General features: G+C 71.8%; 16 protein-coding genes. 12 read left to right on the forward strand and 4 right to left on the reverse strand.

What is annotated here, in order from left to right:
* Nucleotides 1–158: 158 nt before the first annotated feature.
* A complete protein-coding gene (locus ACPA54_RS16080) occupies nucleotides 159–1,784 on the reverse strand; it encodes a UbiA family prenyltransferase (protein WP_423530234.1) in 1,626 nt (541 codons plus the stop codon).
* Nucleotides 1,785–2,587: 803 nt separating this feature from the next.
* Between ACPA54_RS16080 and ACPA54_RS16085 the strand changes: the two genes are divergently transcribed.
* From ACPA54_RS16085 to ACPA54_RS16115, 7 genes are all read left to right on the forward strand, one after another.
* Nucleotides 2,588–3,754, forward strand: a complete 1,167-nt coding sequence (locus ACPA54_RS16085; protein WP_423530605.1) for a type III polyketide synthase — start codon at nucleotides 2,588–2,590, stop codon at nucleotides 3,752–3,754.
* A 61-nt stretch (nucleotides 3,755–3,815) separates the two neighbouring features.
* Nucleotides 3,816–4,334: an isoprenylcysteine carboxyl methyltransferase family protein gene (locus ACPA54_RS16090; RefSeq protein WP_423530236.1), complete on the forward strand. Its 519-nt coding sequence runs from the start codon at nucleotides 3,816–3,818 to the stop codon at nucleotides 4,332–4,334.
* Nucleotides 4,331–5,443, forward strand: a complete 1,113-nt coding sequence (locus tag ACPA54_RS16095) for an NAD(P)/FAD-dependent oxidoreductase (protein ID WP_423530238.1) — start codon at nucleotides 4,331–4,333, stop codon at nucleotides 5,441–5,443. Before ACPA54_RS16090 ends, ACPA54_RS16095 begins: the two co-directional genes overlap by 4 nt.
* 128 nt (nucleotides 5,444–5,571) lie before the next feature.
* Complete coding sequence (locus ACPA54_RS16100; RefSeq protein WP_423530240.1) at nucleotides 5,572–6,030, forward strand: hypothetical protein; 459 nt, start codon at nucleotides 5,572–5,574, stop codon at nucleotides 6,028–6,030.
* 153 nt (nucleotides 6,031–6,183) lie between these two features.
* Nucleotides 6,184–7,557: a hypothetical protein gene (locus tag ACPA54_RS16105; protein ID WP_423530242.1), complete on the forward strand. Its 1,374-nt coding sequence runs from the start codon at nucleotides 6,184–6,186 to the stop codon at nucleotides 7,555–7,557.
* Nucleotides 7,558–7,735: 178 nt separating this feature from the next.
* The gene (locus ACPA54_RS16110) at nucleotides 7,736–8,749 is read left to right on the forward strand and encodes an NADP-dependent oxidoreductase (protein WP_423530244.1); all 1,014 of its coding nucleotides are present in this window, start codon (nucleotides 7,736–7,738) and stop codon (nucleotides 8,747–8,749) included.
* Nucleotides 8,750–8,831: 82 nt separating this feature from the next.
* Nucleotides 8,832–9,215 (forward strand): VOC family protein, encoded by a 384-nt coding sequence (locus tag ACPA54_RS16115; protein ID WP_423530246.1) that lies wholly within the window; start codon nucleotides 8,832–8,834, stop codon nucleotides 9,213–9,215.
* Nucleotides 9,216–9,425: 210 nt separating this feature from the next.
* Here the strand turns inward: ACPA54_RS16115 and ACPA54_RS16120 are convergent, their stop codons facing one another.
* Entirely contained in the window at nucleotides 9,426–10,562 is a 1,137-nt protein-coding gene (locus tag ACPA54_RS16120) for an MFS transporter (protein WP_423530248.1), read from the reverse strand.
* 212 nt (nucleotides 10,563–10,774) lie between these two features.
* On the opposite strand from ACPA54_RS16120, the gene ACPA54_RS16125 reads away from it, so the two are divergent.
* The 3 genes from ACPA54_RS16125 to ACPA54_RS16135 all read left to right on the forward strand — a co-directional run bounded on the left by ACPA54_RS16125 (nucleotide 10,775) and on the right by ACPA54_RS16135 (nucleotide 14,826).
* Entirely contained in the window at nucleotides 10,775–11,737 is a 963-nt protein-coding gene (locus ACPA54_RS16125) for a LysR family transcriptional regulator (RefSeq protein ID WP_423530607.1), read from the forward strand.
* Between the two features lie 110 nt (nucleotides 11,738–11,847).
* Nucleotides 11,848–12,843 carry an aldo/keto reductase gene (locus tag ACPA54_RS16130; RefSeq protein WP_423530250.1) on the forward strand — a complete coding sequence of 332 codons (996 nt, stop codon included), beginning with the start codon at nucleotides 11,848–11,850 and terminating at the stop codon, nucleotides 12,841–12,843.
* A gap of 432 nt (nucleotides 12,844–13,275) precedes the next feature.
* Nucleotides 13,276–14,826, forward strand: a complete 1,551-nt coding sequence (locus tag ACPA54_RS16135) for an alkaline phosphatase D family protein (protein ID WP_423530252.1) — start codon at nucleotides 13,276–13,278, stop codon at nucleotides 14,824–14,826.
* A 232-nt stretch (nucleotides 14,827–15,058) separates the two neighbouring features.
* On the opposite strand, the gene ACPA54_RS16140 is transcribed toward ACPA54_RS16135, so the two are convergent.
* Together ACPA54_RS16140 and ACPA54_RS16145 are read right to left on the reverse strand one after the other, a co-directional pair.
* The gene (locus ACPA54_RS16140) at nucleotides 15,059–15,547 is read right to left on the reverse strand and encodes a hypothetical protein (RefSeq protein ID WP_423530254.1); all 489 of its coding nucleotides are present in this window, start codon (nucleotides 15,545–15,547) and stop codon (nucleotides 15,059–15,061) included.
* 316 nt (nucleotides 15,548–15,863) lie between these two features.
* Nucleotides 15,864–16,106 (reverse strand): DUF2795 domain-containing protein, encoded by a 243-nt coding sequence (locus ACPA54_RS16145; protein WP_423530256.1) that lies wholly within the window; start codon nucleotides 16,104–16,106, stop codon nucleotides 15,864–15,866.
* 565 nt (nucleotides 16,107–16,671) lie between these two features.
* On the opposite strand from ACPA54_RS16145, the gene ctaD reads away from it, so the two are divergent.
* Nucleotides 16,672–18,372 (forward strand): aa3-type cytochrome oxidase subunit I, encoded by a 1,701-nt coding sequence (gene ctaD, locus ACPA54_RS16150; protein ID WP_345680277.1) that lies wholly within the window; start codon nucleotides 16,672–16,674, stop codon nucleotides 18,370–18,372.
* Nucleotides 18,372–18,761 (forward strand): hypothetical protein, encoded by a 390-nt coding sequence (locus ACPA54_RS16155; RefSeq protein ID WP_423530258.1) that lies wholly within the window; start codon nucleotides 18,372–18,374, stop codon nucleotides 18,759–18,761. Before ctaD ends, ACPA54_RS16155 begins: the two co-directional genes overlap by 1 nt.
* Nucleotides 18,762–18,823 lie beyond the last annotated feature (62 nt).

The raw sequence follows: 18,823 nt of genomic DNA on the forward strand, positions 1-18,823 counted from the left end.
CCCGCGTGGCTGTCCTCGCGCGGTGGCGGGTGGTGGCGAACGTGGCGCGGGTCGGGCGCGGCCCCAGCGTCTGCCGGAGGGCTGGTCGTCGTTCGTTGTTGCCAGCAGCCCGAGTCTGTGGTGACGGGCGGACGTCTCCGGGATTCGGCCGCGCGGACTCAGGCGATCTGGCCTCCGTGGGCGATGAGGAGGATGACGGCCAGCGCTGCGATGGCGATCGCGATGCGGAAAGGGAGTTGATCACGGCGGACGGGAGGGGTTGTTTCGGTGAGTGTTGCGGAGGCGGGGTCTTGTCGCCGCTCCGGGGACCTGAGGTCTTGCGCCGCTGAGCCGAGGTGGGGCGCCCCGGGGATCGCCGGCGGCGTCGGGGCGTCAGAGTCGGCCGGTGTCATCGGGGTGGCAGCGCCCGTCGCCGGGTTCGCCGCCGCGACCCCGGCCGCAGACTCGGTTGAGGCTCCGCCTTGTGCGTCGGCGGTGTTGCCCCGAGGTGCCGCGGATTCCTGCGGCGCGTCGCTCGCTGTTCCCGGTGGCGATGCGGGCGGGGCTGCGACGATGGCTTGGGGCGTGGAGGGATGGGGCGGCGTCGCGGGTGACGGGCTCGGCGTGATCCCGCTGAGGGGCTGTGCGTGGGTCGACGTCGCAGCCGTGGTGGCGGCGACGGCTTGTGGCGCTACGTCCTCCGGTGGCGGGGTCGTCGCGGTGCGGGTTCGGGGCGCCGCCACGGTGGAGCCTGTCAGTGTGGTCGTGGTGTCGGTCCGGGGCGTCGCCAGGCCGGGCCGGCTCGGGGTTGTCGGGGTGCGGATCTGCGGGTGTGCGGAGGCCGTCGCGGTGTCGTCCGTTCGAATGTCCGCGCGTGTTCGAACGGATCGGTCACTCGCCCGAGAAGACGGTGTGACGTTTTCGCCGCCCGATCGTTGGCGGAACAAAAGGAGCCACGCAACGCCGCCCACCGCGACGCCTCCGGCCACCCCCATGACCACGAGCACCTGCGTGCCCGAGCTCAACTCCCGGGATCCCGGCGGCCCGAACGCGATGACGGCGAGGGCCGCGGCCAGCACGATCGCGGCGCAGCGGCGTGACCACGTAGCGCCGATCCGGTGCGGGAGGCCTGCGATGCCGGTGGCCTGGTCGTCGGCGAGGTCGGGAAGCACGTTGACCAAGTGCGCGCCGACCCCGAGCAACGCGGCGCCGAGCACGGCCCACCACGCCGGCCATGGGTGCCCGGGCAGGCCGAGCGCGACGAACGCGGGAAGCGACGCGAACCCGATCGCGTAGGGCAGCGGGGACCACCACGTGGCTTTGAGTCCGAGGTTGTAGGCCCAGCCGCCGCCGACCACGCCCGTGAGGTGCGCGGCTGCGGCGCGCGTACCGCTCAGCAGCGACAGCGGTACGCACAGCACGAGCGCGGTCGCGGCTGCCACGGCGACGACGCGCGGCGCGAGTGCGCCGCCGGCCGCCGGTTTGTCGACCCGGCCGACGGCGGCGTCGCGTCGTGCGTCGAGCGCGTCGTTGGCCCATCCGACGGACAGCTGCCCGGCGAGGACCGCGAGCGCGACCGCCGCTGTGCCGGATGCGCCCCGTCCCGCAGCCGCGGCAACGGCCGTGACCAGGGCGGTCACGGCGACCGTGGGCAGCGGATGGCAGGCGCCGGCCAAGGCCCGTGACGCGCGGGCCGTGCGCCGGGCTGTCGCGCGAATAGCCGGGAGTCGGACGGCGGGAGGCGGGTACCCGTTCACGAAGCCGAATCTAGAGGAAAACCCGAGGAATCCCGATGAATCGGACACCCGGCGGCGCAAACCGGCCCACGCCCACCCCCGCACCGCAGGCCACCGGCGCGGCCGACGTCGGAGCGACCGTCGGCGAAGGCACGGCCTGTGGGGCGGCGGTCGGCCACGAGGCAGTGCCCGACGGCGAGACCAGCGGCAGACCGGCCATCGGCGGAGCAGCCATCGGCGGAGCAGCCGACGGCGGAGCAGCCAACGGCCGCGCGGCCAACCATGCGGCGGCCAACGCCACGGCCGCACGCAGCGCTCACACCGCAGCGCCGACGGATGCCCGTGCCGTCGAACCGGTCCCAGCCGACGCCTTGGCCGCCGGCAGCGGACACAGCGCAGCGCCCGTGAAGGTCCGCCGAGGTAAACCGGCCCGGCCCGTCACCTCGGCCGCAAGCAGCCGCCGCATCACAGCGCCGGCGGATACCCGCCCGGGTGAACCACTTGCAGCCGATGCGCCGGCCCCGAGCGGAGGCCGCCCCGCAGCCGGCCGTCGAACCCCACAGCCGGCCGCCCAGGCAACGACCGCAGACCCACGCGATCCGGGGACCCGGGCCGCGACCGTCGACCCGCCGCTCGCCGCCCACCGACTCGAACCGGCCGCCACCGCAGCACCGCTCACAGCGGAAGACGCGCCGCCAACCGCGCACCCGTCCGCAGCTGCCCCCGGCCCCGCCGCCGACACCACCAAAGCCGCCCCCACCCTCAACCCCCTCTCCCCGATCCCCGCCCCCACCCCCGCAACCGACCCCACACCCACCACCGCCGACCCCGAACACGAACCCGGCCCCGACCCCACCCCTCTCTCCCCCGCGATCCTCGCCATCCACACCGTCCTCCCCCAGCACCGCTATCCGCAGGACACGCTCACCGACCTCATCGCCGACATGTGTCTCCCGGCCGGTGCGGATCAGCGGGCCTTGCGGCGCCTGCACGCGTCGTCGACGGTCCAAGCGCGCCATCTGGCCCTGCCGATCGAGCAGTACGCACGTCTCGACGACTTCGGTCGCTCGAACGACGCCTGGATCGGGGCCGCGGTCGAACTCGGCGAGGAGGCCGTGGCCGGTGCGCTCGCTCAGGCCGGACTGCGGCCCGACGACGTCGACTTGGTGGCCTGTGTCTCCGTCACCGGTCTGGCGGTTCCGTCCGTCGATGCACGGCTGGCGTTGCGCATGGGCATGCGGCAGGACGTGAAGCGCCTGCCGCTGTTCGGGCTCGGGTGTGTCGCCGGTGCGGCGGGGTTGGCTCGGGTTCACGACTTCCTGCGCGGGCATCCCACCGGCGTCGCGGTCCTGCTCGCGGTCGAGTTGTGCTCGCTCACCCTGCAGCGCGGCGACGGCTCGGCCGCCAACCTGGTGGCGGGGGCCTTGTTCGGCGACGGCGCCGGTGCGGTGGTGGCGGTAGGTTCCGCCCACCCCAAGGCACAGCCCGAGGCCCAGCCCAAGGCCCAGCCAACGCCCGACCGACCCGGCAGCCGAACGCCGGCCGGAACCGCGACCCCCACAACGACCCCCGCCACGCCCCACAAACGGTCCCGAAGAACCCATGGCCCCCGCATCATCGCCACCCGCAGCACCCTCTACCCCGAAACCGAGCACGTCCTCGGCTGGGAGGTGGGCGCGTCCGGCTTCCGTGTGGTGCTGACCGCCGACGTGCCCGATCTCGTACGTGCGCATCTGCGCCACGAGGTGTGCGCCTTCCTCGGCGAACACGGCCTGGTGCTCGGCGACATCGCCACGTGGGTATGTCACCCCGGCGGTCCGAAGGTGGTCGAGGCCGTCGGGGAGTCGCTCGGGCTGGCGGAGAGTGCGTTGGAGCCGACGTGGCGGTCGTTGGCGGCGGTCGGGAATCTGTCGTCGGCGTCGGTGCTGCACATTCTGCAGTCGGTCGAGGAGTCCGCCCGCCCGGCACCCGGCTCGTGGGGGATCATGCTCGCCCTCGGCCCCGGGTTCTGCTCCGAACTGGTGCTTCTGCGCTGGTAGTCGAGCAAACCCAAGACTCCCCGGTTTTCCCACTCGTTCCCACTCGCGAGAGCCAACGGAAATGCTCTGGTACACAGCCCTCATCGCTCTGGTCGCCTTCGAACGACTCGCCGAACTCCTCGTCGCGCGCCGCAATGCCGCCTGGACGTTCGCGCGCGGCGGGGTCGAGTACGGCCGCTCGCACTACCCGTGGATGGTGGCGCTGCACACCGGCCTGCTGCTCGGATGCCTGTTCGAGCCGCTCCTCCTCGAAAGGCCGTTCGCCCCCGTTCTCGGCTGGTCGATGCTCGCGCTCGTCGTGGCCGCCCAGGCGCTCCGCTGGTGGTGCATCGGCACGCTCGGCCCGTACTGGAATACCCGCGTCATCGTCGTCCCCGGCAGCGAACTGGTGCGACGCGGGCCGTACAAGCTGCTCGCGCACCCGAACTACGTGGCTGTGGCCGTCGAAGGCGCCGCGCTGCCGCTCGTGCACTCGGCCTGGCTGACGGCCGTGCTGTTCACGGCCGGGAACGCCGCGATGATGGCGGCGCGTGTCCCGACCGAGAACGCGGCCCTGCAACGGACGGCGCCGGCGGCATGAAACTCACCAGGAATACGCGCAAGGCCGCCGACCACCCCGTGCGCGGCCTCCCCGGCCCGAGCAAGGCGGCCGCCACCCCCGACGTCGACCTCCTGGTCGTCGGCGGAGGCCCCGCCGGTCTCGCGACCGCGTTGCATGCCGTCCGGCACGGGCTGACGGTCGCCGTGGCCGAGCCTCGGACCTCCCCCGTGGACAAGGCGTGCGGCGAGGGCGTGATGCCGGGTGGCGTAAGGGCGTTGCGCGCGCTGGGCGTGGACCCGCCGGGGCAGGCGTTCGCCGGGATTCGGTACGTGCGCGATCGGCATCGAGCGGAGGCCGTGTTCCGCGCGGGCCCGGGGCTGGGTGTGCGGCGGACCGACCTGCAAGCCGCCCTGGCGAAAGCCGCGGAGAACGCCGGTGTTCCCGTGCTTCCGGTGAAGGTGACCGGCGTGACGCAGGACGCCCACGGGGTGACGGCCGCGGGCCCGGATCTGCGGGCGCGTTGGCTGGTGGCCGCCGACGGTTTGCGGTCGCCGATCCGGCGCGCGCTGGGGTTGGACGTTCCGGCGCCCGGTCCTGCGCGCTACGGTCTCCGGCGCCATTACGAAGTGGCCGACGTCCCGGATTTCGTCGAGGTGCACTGGGGCTCGCGTGCCGAGGCGTACGTGACGCCGCTCGCGCCGGATCTCGTCTGCGTGGCGCTGTTGACGTCCGAACGGGCCCCGTACGCGACCCAGTTGGCGGGGTTCGCGGGCCTTTCGGCGTGGTTGGCGGACGCCCGTCCGGTGTCGACGGTGCGCGGCGCGGGCCCGCTGCGCCGGTCGGCCCGTAGGCGAGTGTGCGGTCGCGTGCTGCTGGCGGGCGACGCGGCCGGCTATGTGGACGCCCTGACGGGTGAAGGTGTCGCGCTGGCCTTGGCGGGCGCGGAGGCGTTGGCGGGCTGCCTGGCGCGGGAGCGGCCGGACGATTACGAGACCGAGTGGCGTCGCCTGACCCGCAGCTACCGTCGCCTGACCACCGGACTGCTCGCGGCGCGGCGCAGTGCGCTGCTCGCGCGGGGGATCGTCCCGGCGGCCGCGTGGTTCCCGGGTCTGTTCGCGGCTGCGGTGGACGGTGTGTCGCACGGATGATTCCGCTTGCCGGGTGCGACACACTGTGTGAGCTTGGACGAAATGTTCAGCTTCGTCCGGAGATGTACCTTCTGTTGACGTGCTGTCCGTTGATGCTCTGTTCGGCATCGTGGGAGTGGGAGTAGTCCGTGCTGAAGCGCCCGGTGTGTGCGTCGTTGGTGGTGGTCGCGGTTCTGGCTGCGGGGGCCGCGTGTTCGGACTCGAGTTCGGAGTCGCCGGAGCAGAAGGCGTCGAAGTCGGCGAGTGCGGCGGCGAAGACGGTGTGCCAGAACCTCGACAAGCTCAAGCAGGACACCGATCACCTGCGGAACCTGGATCCGGCGACGACGAGCAAGAACGACCTCCAGGCGGCGGTCGATACGGTCAAGCAGGACTTGGACAACGTGTCGGCCTCGTCCGGCGAGCTGGGCAACGCCACCGGTGCCGCGGTGAAGGCGGCGTCCGAGAGCGTCAAGTCCGTGATCCAGGGGATCGACAGCAACTCGACCGTGCAGACGACCGTCAACGCGCTGAAGGTGCCCCTGCAGGGCCTGAGCGGGACGCTGTCGACGGCAAACTCGGCGCTGCACTGCACGCCGTCGAGCTGACGGCTCCCGGACGACTGATGCCCCCGAACTGGTGACGACCGGACAGCGGACCGGGTCCCGGCGCAGCGGACGCGGCCGACGTGGTGAAGGCTGCGTGGCGACCCCGGCATGGCACGCATCGGCGCCACACGCGTCCCGACGTAGCCTGGATTCGTGACGAAGTCGGCATTTCGCCCGTTCGTTCCGCCCGCGCGTTCGGTCTTTGTGCTTGTGCTGCTGCTGGCTCTGGCGATGCTGCCGTTGTCCGCGGGGCGGGCGCAGGCCGCGGCGGGGGTCAGCGAGATCGCCGCGTCGCTGCGCGCGGACCCGGTGTATGCGGATCCGGCCGCGTCCGACGTGCTGCCCGCGGCAACGGCGAACGCCCTGCGCGCCACCATCCACGACTCCGGGAAACCGGTGTTCGTGGTCGCCGTGCCCGCGGATTCTCCGCTCGCTTCCTCCTCGCGCGCCGACGTCCTGAGTGCGCTGCGGCAGCAGGTGGGGCGTCCGGGTGTGTACGCGGTCGCGGTCGGCCGGGTCTTCGACGCCGCATCGGACGCCTCCGTCCTCACGCACGCGCGCCTGGCCACGCTGAAGAGCGACGCGCTGGCCGCGCACCAAGGCGACGGTCCGGGACTGTTCACCCAGTTCGTCGACGGCGCCGTGCACGACGCGAATGCGCACGGCACGAGCGGCTCGGCGGGTTCCACCGGGACCGCGTCCTCCAACCGGCACGGTTCCGCCGTCGCCCTCGCCGTTTTCGGCCTGGTGGTCCTCGGCGGTGTGGGCGGCGCGCTGTGGCTGCGTCGGCGCGGGCGGCAGCGGCGCACCGAGCGCGAGCAGGCCGAGTTGGCGCAGGTACGGCCGACCGTGGACGAGGACATCACCGCGTACGGCGAACTCCTCGACCGCACCGCCTTCGACCCGGCCGCCGCGGACGCCGACGACGCGATGCGCGACGACTGGACGCAGGCCCTCGACGCCTACGACCGGGCCAAAACCGCGATGCGGGACGCCAGGCGCCCGGACGATGTCCGCACGGTCGGCGAAGCCCTCGACGCGGGCCGGTTCGCGCTCGCCACCCTGGCCGCCCGGCGCGCGGGCGAACCGCTGCCGCAGCGCCGTCCCCCGTGCTTCTTCGATCCCCGGCACGGCGCGTCCGTCCGCGACATGGCGTGGACGCCGAGCGGCGGCACGCCGCGGACGGTGCCGGTCTGCGCCGCCGACGCGGCGCGGCTGGAGGACGGCCTGGAGCCGGAAGGCCGCCAGGTCGAGACCCCGTCCGGGCGGCGCCCCTACTGGGAGGCGGGCCCGGCCTATGCGCCGTGGGCCATGGGCTGGTACGGCGGCGGCCTCCTCCCCGGCCTGCTGATCGGCACCATGCTGGGCTCCGCGACGGCTCCCGCGGCGTACGCGGGGCCGGACGGCGGCGACACGTACGGCGGCTGGGGCGACGGAGGCGCGGGTGGCATGGGCGGGTTCGGCGGCTGGGGCGGCGACGGAGGCGGCGGCTGGGGCGGCGGTGACGGGGGCGGAGGCGGGTTCTGAGGACGCCGCGGGTTCCGCGCCACCCGACCGGCGGATCCGGGTCCGTTCCTCCCCGCATGCGCCGCCGCACCGCGGGTACACGTCGACGATTCGCCGTTACGGCGGTTCCCGGAACGATTCCCCCAGGCGGTCCCGTGGTGCGGATCCGTCGTATCGGGGAGAGGCGGAGCGCACGCGTATGTCCCTCACCAGCCGCGAATGGCATCTGATCGCGCGTCCCACCGGGGAACCGGCGGCGACGGACTTCGCGCTCGTGGTCGCGCAGGTGCCCGATCCGGAGCCGGGGCAGGTGCTGGTGCGGAACGACTGGATGTCCGTCGACCCGTACATGCGCGGACGGATGGACGACACCGAGTCGTACATTCCCCCGTTCCGGCTCGGCGAGCCGATGGACGGGGGTGCCGTCGGCACGGTCATCGCGTCGCGGGCCGAGTCGATGCCGGAGGGCGCGGTGGTCCGGCATTTCGCCGGATGGCGGGAGTATGCGGTGCTGCCGTCCGCGGCCGTCGAGCGCGTGGACACGGAACTCGCGCCGCCGCAGACCTACTTGGGGGTCCTCGGGTCGACGGGCCTGACCGCCTACGTGGGCCTGATGGAGATCGCCCGGATGAAGCCCGGCGACATCGTGTTCGTCTCGGGCGCGGCCGGCGCGGTGGGCTCGGCCGCGGGGCAGATCGCCCGCCTGCTGGGCGCGGAACGCGTGATCGGGTCGACGGGCGGCCCGGAGAAGGCGGCGCGCCTGGTCGAGAGCTACGGCTTCGACGCGGCGATCGACTACCGGCGCGGCGGCCTCCCGGCGCAGCTCGCGGAGGCGGCACCGCACGGCATCGACGTCTACTTCGACAACGTCGGCGGCGACCACCTCCAGGCGGCCATCGGCGCGATGAACCGCTACGGCCGTATCGCCCTCTGCGGGGCGATCTCCCAGTACAACGCGCCCGAGCCCACCCCGGGCCCGGACAACCTCGCCCTGGCCATCGGCAAGCGCCTCACCCTCCGCGGCATGATCATCGGCGACCACTTGGACATGGGCCCGCTGTATGTGCGCCAGGCCGCGGGCTGGCTCCGCAACGGTTCCCTGCGGGCCGACGAAACCGTCGTCGACGGCATCGGCAACGCCGTGGAGGCGTTCCAGTCCCTGATGCGGGGCGGCAACATGGGCAAGATGTTGGTGCACTTGACCGGCCGCTGAGCACCGGAGCCGCGGGCCCGGGGTCGGCGGCCGGGCGCCGAACGCCGGGAGCCGAACATCGGCGTGCGGCAAACTGGCCCGCATGGCATGCCGTATCACCGAGTTGGTCATCGACGCCGCCGACGCCGAACGCCTCGCGCGGTTCTGGTGCGACGTCCTCGACTACGTCGAACTCGACCGCGAAGCCGACGGAAGCATCGAAATCGGCCCAGCCGACGCCGGCTTCGGCGGCCCCCAACCCACCATCGTCCTCAGCCCGACGACGGACCCGCGCCCCACCAAACTCCGCCTGCACTTCGACGTCAACGCCACCGACCGCGACCAGGACGCCGAACTCCGACGCCTTCTCGCCCGGGGCGCAACCCCCGTCGACGTCGGCCAAACGGGCGACGAGTCGTGGCACGTCCTCGCCGACCCGGAAGGCAACGAATTCTGCCTCCTCCACCGCCGCGTCCCCCCGGTGTGACCTCCACAGTTCGCCGACCGCCGTCCGACTCCGCCGTGTGAGGCGAGCTGCGCGAGGCCGGCGCGTCGTCCTCAGCCGAGGCTCGGCAGCCCGCTGGCGGCGACGTACAGGGTGCGGCATAAGAGACCACTGGCCTCGTGTCGAGTCGGAGTCGAGTCGGAGTCGGGGCGGAACGGGCGGTCGGCGGTCGGCGGTCGGCGGTGCCAGGGTTTACGCCGTCGGTGGTGTGCGGCGGCCCGTGGTGGCGCGGATGGTGACGGCGAGCGCGACGAGGGCGATGCCGAACCAGACGACGCTGGTGACGCCCGTGTGGTCGGCGAACAGTCCGCCGATGAGTGCGCCGAGGGCGATGCAGGTGTTGTAGGCCATGGTGTTGAGGGACATGGCCGCTTCGAAGGTGTCGGGTGCGGCGGCTAGGGTCGTGTTGATCTGGCTGAGTTGGACGACGCCGAAGGCGATGCCCCACAGGGCCATCGCGGCGATCACGGCGGCGGTGTGGGTGCCCAGAGCCAGCAGCATGGCCAGGGCGGCGACGAGCAGGAGGCTGCCCGCGACGAAGCTGCCGCGCAGGCTCTTGACGACGGTCTGGCCGCCGATGAAGTTGCCGATGGTGCCGCCGATGCCGAACACGATGAGCGCGACGGTGACGAAGCCGACGCCTGCCGAGGCGCGGTCCTCGAGGTAGGGGCGGATGAAGGTGTAGGCGCCGAAGTGGCCGAGGACGAACAACACGACCATCACGAGGACGGTGCGCAGCGGCGCGTTCGTGACCGGCAGCCCGAAGACCTCGCGGACCGAGACCGCGTTCGTGGACGGCAGCGACGGGAGGGTGCAGGCGACGGCGACCCAGACCAGGGCGCTGAGGCCGGCCCAGATGAGGAAGGTGGTCCGCCAGTTGCCGGCCCCTTCGAGCAGGGTGCCCAGGGGTATGCCGACGACGGTGGCGATCGAGATGCCGGACATCACCACCGCGGCGGCCCGGTTGGCGTGGTGTTCGGGGACGATGCGCATGGCCATGCTGACGCCGATGGCCCAGAACACGCCGCTGGCGAACCCCATCAGCAGGCGGGTGCCGAGGATCAGCGGGTAGTTCGGGGCCAGCGAGGTGACGAGGTTCCCGGCGGCGAGTACGGCCAGGAGGGCGGTCAGCAGTCGGCGGCGGTTGACGTGCCGTGTCCAGGCGACGATGAACGGCACGCCGAGACCTGCCGCGACGCCCTGCGCGGTGACCATGAGACCCGCGACGCCGACCGACACGTCGAGGCTCTCGCTGAGCGGGGTGAGCAGGCCGATCGGCATCAGCTCGGTGGTGAGGAAGACGAACAGGCTGGCCGTGATGGCGGCCACGCCGAGCCACCCGCGGGCCGGGGATGCCGGCCGCGGTGCGGTGGCTGACGGGTGTTCTTCGTGCTGAAGGGTCATGTCGTCTCTCGGAGATCGGGGACTCGAGATGGGGAAGGGAGACCGGTCGTCCCAACCGCGACCAGTCTGGATTCCGGCCGATCGATGAGTCCAAGACATGCTTGTCACGTGATCGATCGCGTATGACGATGGATCGTATGGAGCTTCAGCAGTTGCGCTACGTCGTCGCCGTCGCCGAGACGAACAGCTTTACGAGGGCGGCGCAGCGCTGCCACGTGGTGCAGTCCGCACTCAGCCACCAGATCGCGCGTCTGGAGAAGGAACTCGGCGCGCGGTTGTTCGAGCGGACCAGCCGCCGGGTGCGGCTGACGGCCGCGGGCGAGGCTTTCCTGTCCGAGGCCCGCCAGTGTCTGCACGCGGCAGAGCGTGCCGCGGCCGGAGTCGCCGCGGCGGTCGGGGAGGTGCGTGGCCGGCTCGGCGTCGGGCTGATCCCGACCGTGACCGCGGTGGATGTCCCGGCGGTGCTCGGGGAGTTCCACCGGCGTCATCCGCACGCCCGGGTCGGCCTCACTGTGGGGGCGAGCGACGAGCTGACGGAGCAGGTGAGGCGAGGCGAGATCGACGTCGCGTTCCTCGGTATCCCGGCGACGGCGCGTCCGCGGGGTGTGGCGGCCCGCGAGTTGACCCGCGAGCGGCTCGTCGCGGTCGTCGCGGCCGGGCATCCGCTCGCCGGGGAAACTTCGGTCGACCTTCGGCGGCTGTCCGGCGAGGTGTTCGTCGACCTCCCGGCGAAGACGGCCGGGCGCGCCCAGTCCGATCTGGCGTTCGCCGCCGCCGGTCTCGCGCGGGACGTGGCTTTCGAGGTGACCAACGCGGACTATCTGACTCGCCTCGTCGCCGCGGGCCTGGGCGTGGCCTTGCTCCCGCCTTCGTACGTGGCCGGGTTGGCGGGGACGGTCGGGTCCGACGGGATGGTCGCCATCCCGGTCGCGGACGCGCCGACCCGTGCCGAGTTCGTCGTGTGGGGCCGGGAGACACCGCAGCCGGCCGCCGCGGCGTTCCTTGCACTGCTGGGCATCGACCCCGCGGACCGGAGCGGCACCGACGGCCCTACCGGAAGCGGAGTCGACGGTGTCGGTGCGGACAGGGCGGCGTCGTAGCCGGCGTCCTTGAGGGCGGCACCCGCCCGCAACCGCGGCAATGCTCCATGCGGGCGCACCGCCGGGCGCGGTCCTTGCTCCGGTTGGGAGTGCGGGCGTTGGGTTGAGGCATGGAGTACACGCAGTTGGGGCGCAGTGGGGTTCGGGTCAGCCGGTTGGTGCTCGGGACAATGAACTTCGGGGTGGGGACATCACGAGACGAAGCGTTCGGGTTGATGTCGGCGGCGGTGGATGCGGGGATCAACTTCTTCGACACGGCGAACGTGTACGGCGGTACGGACCACAAAGGCGTCACCGAGGAAATCGTCGGCGAGTGGTTCGCGCGGGGCGGGCAGCGCGACAAGGTGGTGCTGGCGACCAAGGTGTACGGGAACATGACGCCCGGCGGCGGGCCTTCGTGGCCGAATCACGACCGGCTGTCGGCGGTGAGCATCCGGCGGGCGGTGGAGGGCAGCCTGGCACGGCTGCGGACCGACCACATCGACCTGTACCAGTTCCATCACATCGATCGGATGACGCCGTTCGAGGAGGTCTGGCAGGCCGTGGACGTGCTGATCACGCAGGGGAAGGTCCTGTATGCGGGGTCGTCGAACTTTCCCGGCTACAAGATCGCCCAGGCGAATGAACTCGCGGCACGGACGGGGCGTTTCGGGTTGGTGAGCGAGCAGTGCCTGTACAACTTGGCGGAGCGGCGCGCGGAAATGGAGGTGCTGCCGGCGGCGCGGGAGTACGGGGTAGGGGTGATCCCATGGTCGCCTTTGCGGGGCGGACTGCTGAGCGGGGCGCTGCGGAAGGCGCGCGAGGGGGCCGGGTCGCGGTCGGCCAGTGGGCGGTCGGCGGAGGCGTTGGCCGATCCGGAGGTTCGGGCGCGGATCGAGGCGTACGAGGATCTGGTGGCGGCGTTCGGGATGGATCCGGCGGAGGTGGCGTTGGCGTGGCTGCTGACGCGGCCGGGGGTGACGGCGCCGATTGTGGGGCCGCGCACGGCGGCGCACTTGCCGTCGGCGGTACGGGCCGTGGAGTTGGCGTTGCCGGAGGAACTGCTGGCAAGGCTGGAGGAGTTGTTCCCGGCGGTGGGGCCTTCGCCGGAGGCGTTCGCGTGGTGAGGTTGCGCGGCCCGGGGTGGCCTGGGTCGGCGCGAGTCGGCCTGAGGTGGCCCGGTTCGGCCCGAGTCGGCTCGGGCGTGCCCGGCGAACGGCGAGGGCGAGTGCGAGTGCGACAACGGCAACGGCAACGGCAACGGCAACGGCAACGGCGCATATTGCCTGGTCAACGCCGACTCTCGAACACACTGCCGGGGCGCGGGGACTCGGGTGAGGGACGGGGTGTGACTTTTTTCCGCGCCAGTCGTTGGGCGGAACAAAGCGGAGCCACACCGGCCGGGAGCACGTGTCCGTCCCCACATCCGGGCGCTAACCCCCCGCGGCTGTGCTGAGGTGGCCTCGGTGTCCGGGTCTCCCCCGTGCGGCACGGAGTCTTGATCCCGGCGCCAACCCGTGTTCGCCGACGCGTCGTCCGGGGTGACTACACACGTGGGCATGGACAGACGAGCATTCCTGCGTACCGGAACGTTGGCCGGAGCTGCGGCTGTGCCGCTGGTAGGCGGCGGGGTGGCGTTCGCGTCGCCCGGCGCCGGGGGCGCGCCCGCGTTGGTGCGGGGCGACCGGCCGATGCTGAGCCACGGCGTGCAGAGCGGCGACGCCACCGCGGACTCCGCGGTGGTGTGGGCGCGTGCGGACCGGCCGGGGCGGTTGACCGCCGCGTACGGCACGCGCCCGGACCTGCGCGACGCGCGCCGGGTGCGCGGCCCGTGGGTCACCCCGGACACCGACCTGACCGGCAAGGTGCGGCTGCGCGACCTGAAGCCGGGCCGCCGCGTGTACTACTCGGTCGCGGTCGAGGACGACCGCGGCAATGCCGGCGCGGCTGTCACCGGCAGCCTCACGACGGCGCCGCACCCGCACCAGAAGGCCGACGTGAAGTTCGTGTGGACGGGCGACATCGTCGGCCAGGGCTGGGGCATCAACCCCGACCTCGGCGGCATGCGGATCTTCGAGCGGATGCGCGCCCTCGACCCGGACTTCTACCTGTGCAGCGGCGACACCGTGTACTCCGACGGACCACTGGCCGAATCGGTCACCCTGCCGGACGGCCGCGTGTGGCGGAACCTGACCACGCCGGAGAAGTCGAAGGTCGCCGAGACGCTGGCCGAGTACCGCGGCCAGTTCGCCTACAGCCTCCTCGACGCGAACTACCGGGCGTTGGCCGCGCAGGTCCCGCAGATCAACCAGTGGGACGACCACGAGGTCCGCAACAACTGGTACCCGGGCCAGATCCTCGACGACGCCCGCTACACCGAGAAGCGCGTCGACGTCCTCGCCGCCCGCGCCCGCCAGGCATTCCAGGAGTGGGTGCCGATCGGCGACGACCGCATCTACCGCAAGCTGTCGTACGGCCGCCACCTCGACGTGTTCGTCCTCGACATGCGCACCTACAAGGACCCCAACGACGGCAACCGCTACGCCGACCCGAAGCGCGGCATGCTCGGCGACCGGCAGCGCCGCTGGCTGATCGACGGCCTGAGCCAGAGCCGCGCCACGTGGAAGGTGGTCGCGAACGACCTGCCGCTCGGCCTGGTCGTGCCGGACGGCGCCACCGCCCAGGAAGGCGTCGCGCAGGGCGACAACGGCGCCCCGCTCGGCCGCGAGCTGGAGTTCGCCGAGGTGCTGCGTACCGCGCACCGCCGCGGCGTGACCGGCATCGTGTTCGCGACCGCCGACGTCCACTACACGGCGGCGCACCACTACGACCCGGCGCGCGCCGCCGTCGGCGACTTCAGCCCGTTCTGGGAGTTCGTGTCGGGCCCGGCGAACGCCGGCGCGTTCGGCCCCAACACGCTCGACGGCACGTTCGGCCCGAAGGCCGAGTTCGTGCACGCCCCGCCGCGCGCGAACGCGTCCCCGATGGAGGGCTTCCAGCACTTCGGCGAGATGCAGGTCGACGGCCACTCGGGCGACCTCACCGTCCGGCTCCGGGACGCCGAATCCTCCGTCCTGTGGAGCAAGACGCTGCAGGCCCCCAAAGGCTGACGGGCACCGGCCCAAGGCCGCGGCTCACGTCCCGGCGACCCGTCCGGCGGCCGAACACGCCGCCGGACGGTTCCGCGGAACGCGGGACCGCGGAACCGACCGGCCCGGAAGCGACCGGCCCGGAACCGAGCGCACACGGCAGCAAACGAAACCCCCACCCCACAAAGCCCCCCAAGCGCGCCCCACAACCCGCTCAAGCAACCCGCTCAAGCAACCGGGCCAAGCAACCCTCTTAAGCCCTCCCCGCCCCTTCTCCCTCTCCCGCCCCCTCTCCCCCGATCAACCGCTCCAACGGCATCTCCGCGCTCAGTGTCTCCCGCACCGTCAGGTACTCCGCCACCGCCCCGTCCGCCCAGTCGGCTTCGCGCAGTGCCGGCATCAGGTCCCGCCGTTCGTGCAGGAGCAGCCCGTCGGCGGCCCCGATCGCTTCGTGGACGTTCTCCACGAACGCGTATCCCCCGGGCCCGATCTCGACGGCCTGGCCGAGGAAGCCCAGCACATGCGCGTTGATCCGCTCTGCCTCGTCCACGAGGGCCGCCCGCTCCGGGGCGTGGTTGCGGATGGCCGGGTAAAGGACCTGGTCCTTGGCGCGTGCCGTGGCGGCGAGTGTCCGGGCTGCGGTGGGGAGGAGTTCCGCGGCGGAGTCGGTGGTCGACCGCCAGCGCTGGATGAGGTCGCGCAGGGAGTCGTTGTCCTCGATGAGTCGCGCGTAGCCGTCCATCACGGTCCTTCCGGGCGCCCGGGTCGCTGCGGCCGGTCCCGTCGCGGGTCCGGCCTGTTCCGGTCCTCCGCTGCCCTTTCCCGGCCCGCTTGATGCGCGCGACTCCGGCGGACGGAGTACCCCACGGCCCGCGCGGCACCCGGGGAACCGGGGAAAGTCACGGCGAAAGCCAGAAACGCCCGCAAGACCAGGCGAAAGAAGACCCGGCAAGCCTCGCAAAGGAAGGCCCCAAGGGCCCACGAAAGAAAGCCCTACGAAGGAAAGCCCGGCGCAAGAAGCCCCGGCAAAGGAAACCCCGCCGACCCCCGAACCACCGTCACGGATTCCCTTGAATCTGCGCATGCCTCCCGAAGACCGCCATGCACACCTGGTTCGGTCCCACGATCGGCATGTCCGGCAGGGCGGCGAGGCGGGCCACGAGCTGCTCGTCGGCGTTGCGCTGCCGTGCGTAGTCGGCGAGTTCGGACGGTCGGGCCGGGTAGGTGATGCCGGCCAAGGCGATGTGCAGGTCGGTGGGGTTCAGGCCTCGACCGCGAAGTGCGTGCACGGCGCTGTCCATGACGCCTCCCTCGGATGAGCGCGTTCCCTACCGCACCGGTACGCCGCGTGTTTCCGTGCGCTGGCACGGGAGGTGTCGGCCGGGGGTTTCCCGGCTTCGGGGGTCAGTCGTGTGCTTCCAGCCTCCGCCTGCCCGCGGGGGCCAGTCAAGGCCCGCCGGCACCCGAAACGCCCGCGTACAAACGCCTCGTGCCTCCGGCACACCCTCCGCCCCACCTCACCCACGCGCCCACCCACACGGTCACCCGAAAGCCCCCTGGAAAGCCCGGCCGAAGGCCCGACCGAGTGCACGGCCGAATGCCCGGCCGAAAGTCCGACCGAAAGCCCGGCCGAAACCCCGACCACGGCCGACCGGACGCCCGCCGGACACCCGCCCCGGTGAACCTTTCACCCGCATGCCCGCCGAGTACCCCGTTTGGGTTGCATGTCGGTTTGGTGACGGAGTGTTCCCGGGCGGGAGGATGCCGTACGCACCGGCTGTGCCGGTCGACCGACATGCCTCCGGACCGCCGTCGCCGGCCGGGATCGGTTCGCGACGCGGTCCCACAGCCAAGGGACTGCCCTATATGAGCGCCCAGACCTCCACGGTCCCCGCGCAGGCGGCGCCTCCCGCGCGTCCGACGCGGGCCGGCCGGAAGGTGGTGTTGTGGCTCACCACCACCGACCACAAGACCATCGGAAGCCTGTATCTCGTCACGTCGTTCGTGTTCTTCCTGTTCGGCGGCGTGCTCGCGTTGCTGATCCGCGCCGAGTTGGCCCGGCCGGGGACGCAGCTCCTGTCGAACGAGGAGTACAACCAGGCGTTCACGATCCACGGCACGATCATGCTGCTGATGTTCGCGACGCCGCTGTTCGCGGGGTTCGCGAACTGGATCATGCCGTTGCAGCTGGGTGCGCCGGACGTGGCGTTCCCGCGGCTGAACGCGTTGGCGTACTGGCTGTATCTGCTGGGGTCGCTGATCGTGGTCGCCGGGTTCCTGACGCCGCAGGGCGCGGCGGACTTCGGCTGGTTCGCGTATTCGCCGCTGACCAGCACGGTCCGGTCGCCGGGGATCGGCGCCGATATGTGGATCATGGGGCTGGCGCTGTCCGGGTTCGGCACGATCCTGGGTTCGGTCAACTTCGTGACGACGATTGTGGCGATGCGTGCGCCGGGGCTGACGATGTTCCGGATGCCGATCTTCTGCTGGAACATCCTGCTCACGGCGATTCTCGTGCTGATGGCGTTCCCGGTGCTGGCCGCGGCGCTGCTGGCGTTGGAGGCGGACCGCAAGTTCGGTGCCCGGATCTTCGATTCGGCGAACGGCGGGCCGATTCTGTGGCAGCACTTGTTCTGGTTCTTCGGGCATCCCGAGGTGTACATCATCGCGTTGCCGTTCTTCGGGATCGTGTCCGAAGTCATTCCGGTCTTCGCCCGTAAGCCGATGTTCGGCTACAAGGGCCTCATCGGCGCGACGATCGCCATTGCGGGCCTGTCGGTGACGGTGTGGGCGCACCACATGTTCGTCACGGGTGCGGTGATGCTGCCGTTCTTCTCGTTCATGACGTTCCTGATCGCCGTGCCGACCGGAGTGAAATTCTTCAACTGGATCGGCACGATGTGGCACGGGTCGCTCTCGTTCGAGACACCGATGCTGTGGACCGTCGGGTTCCTGGTGACGTTCCTGTTCGGCGGTCTGACGGGCGTGATCCTGGCGTCGCCGCCGCTCGACTTCCACGTGTCGGACTCGTACTTCGTCGTCGCGCACTTCCACTACGTCGTCTTCGGCACGGTGGTGTTCGCGATGTTCGCCGGATTCCATTTCTGGTGGCCGAAGTTCACCGGGAAGATGCTCGACGAGCGGCTCGGCAAGATCTGTTTCTGGCAGTTGTTCGTCGGCTTCCACATGACCTTCCTCGTCCAGCACTGGCTGGGCGCCGAAGGCATGCCGCGCCGCTACGCGGACTACCTGGCGTCGGACGGCTTCACGGCGCTGAACATGGTGTCGACGATCGGCTCGTTCCTGTTGGGCCTGTCGATGCTGCCGTTCCTCTACAACGTGTGGAAGACGCACAAGTACGGCAAGAAGGTGACCGTGGACGACCCGTGGGGCTTCGGCCGTTCCCTCGAATGGGCGACGTCCTGCCCGCCGCCGCGGCACAACTTCGCGTCGATGCCGCGGATCATCTCGGAGTCTCCGGCGTTCGACCTGCACCACCCGGACATCGCCGTGCTGGAGAATCCGGCCGGCAAGTCCGAGCGGCCGGCGTCGGGCGAGCGCGAGTAGTGCCTGCCCGTCGGCACCGGTCCCGGTGGGCAGCGGAGCCCGCCGGGACGTGCCGTCCCGACGACGTCGCGGCGGGCCTTTCCCGCCTTGACGGCTACCTGTACTGGCAGGCCCGGCTCGCCGAGGCTCGCCGGGACGCCGAGCGCACCGCCGACCTCCTGCCGTGGCTCACGTCGGCGCAGCGCGCGGACCTCGTGGACGCGCTGACCACCGCGCACACCGAGCGCGCGCGCGGCATGGTGCGGCACGTCGCCGACCGGATCGCGGAAGTCCGCGGCGAGTACGAGGACCGGTACCGGACCCTTCGGATCCGCGTCGTCGGCTGGTCTGCCGCCGCCCTCGGGGCGGCAGTGGCGGCAGGCGCGGCACTGGCCCTGATGCGCGGGTAGGCCGGGAACGCCAGGGACCGGGCGGAGCGGGAGTGGCGGCGGCGCGGCCAGGACGGGTGTAG

Origin of the sequence: Uniformispora flossi (assembly GCF_049534875.1) — a bacterium.
Taxonomy (GTDB): domain Bacteria; phylum Actinomycetota; class Actinomycetes; order Streptomycetales; family Streptomycetaceae; genus Yinghuangia; species Yinghuangia aomiensis.

Coding starts and splice junctions, on each gene's coding strand:
- ACPA54_RS16090 (WP_423530236.1), top strand. CDS start 3,816: ATGCTCTGGTACACAGCCCTCATCGCTCTGGTCGCCTTCGAACGACTC.
- ACPA54_RS16095 (WP_423530238.1), top strand. CDS start 4,331: ATGAAACTCACCAGGAATACGCGCAAGGCCGCCGACCACCCCGTGCGC.
- ACPA54_RS16110 (WP_423530244.1), top strand. CDS start 7,736: ATGTCCCTCACCAGCCGCGAATGGCATCTGATCGCGCGTCCCACCGGG.
- ACPA54_RS16115 (WP_423530246.1), top strand. CDS start 8,832: ATGGCATGCCGTATCACCGAGTTGGTCATCGACGCCGCCGACGCCGAA.
- ACPA54_RS16125 (WP_423530607.1), top strand. CDS start 10,775: ATGGAGCTTCAGCAGTTGCGCTACGTCGTCGCCGTCGCCGAGACGAAC.
- ACPA54_RS16130 (WP_423530250.1), top strand. CDS start 11,848: ATGGAGTACACGCAGTTGGGGCGCAGTGGGGTTCGGGTCAGCCGGTTG.
- ACPA54_RS16135 (WP_423530252.1), top strand. CDS start 13,276: ATGGACAGACGAGCATTCCTGCGTACCGGAACGTTGGCCGGAGCTGCG.
- ACPA54_RS16140 (WP_423530254.1), bottom strand. CDS start 15,547: ATGGACGGCTACGCGCGACTCATCGAGGACAACGACTCCCTGCGCGAC.
- ACPA54_RS16145 (WP_423530256.1), bottom strand. CDS start 16,106: ATGGACAGCGCCGTGCACGCACTTCGCGGTCGAGGCCTGAACCCCACC.
- ctaD (WP_345680277.1), top strand. CDS start 16,672: ATGAGCGCCCAGACCTCCACGGTCCCCGCGCAGGCGGCGCCTCCCGCG.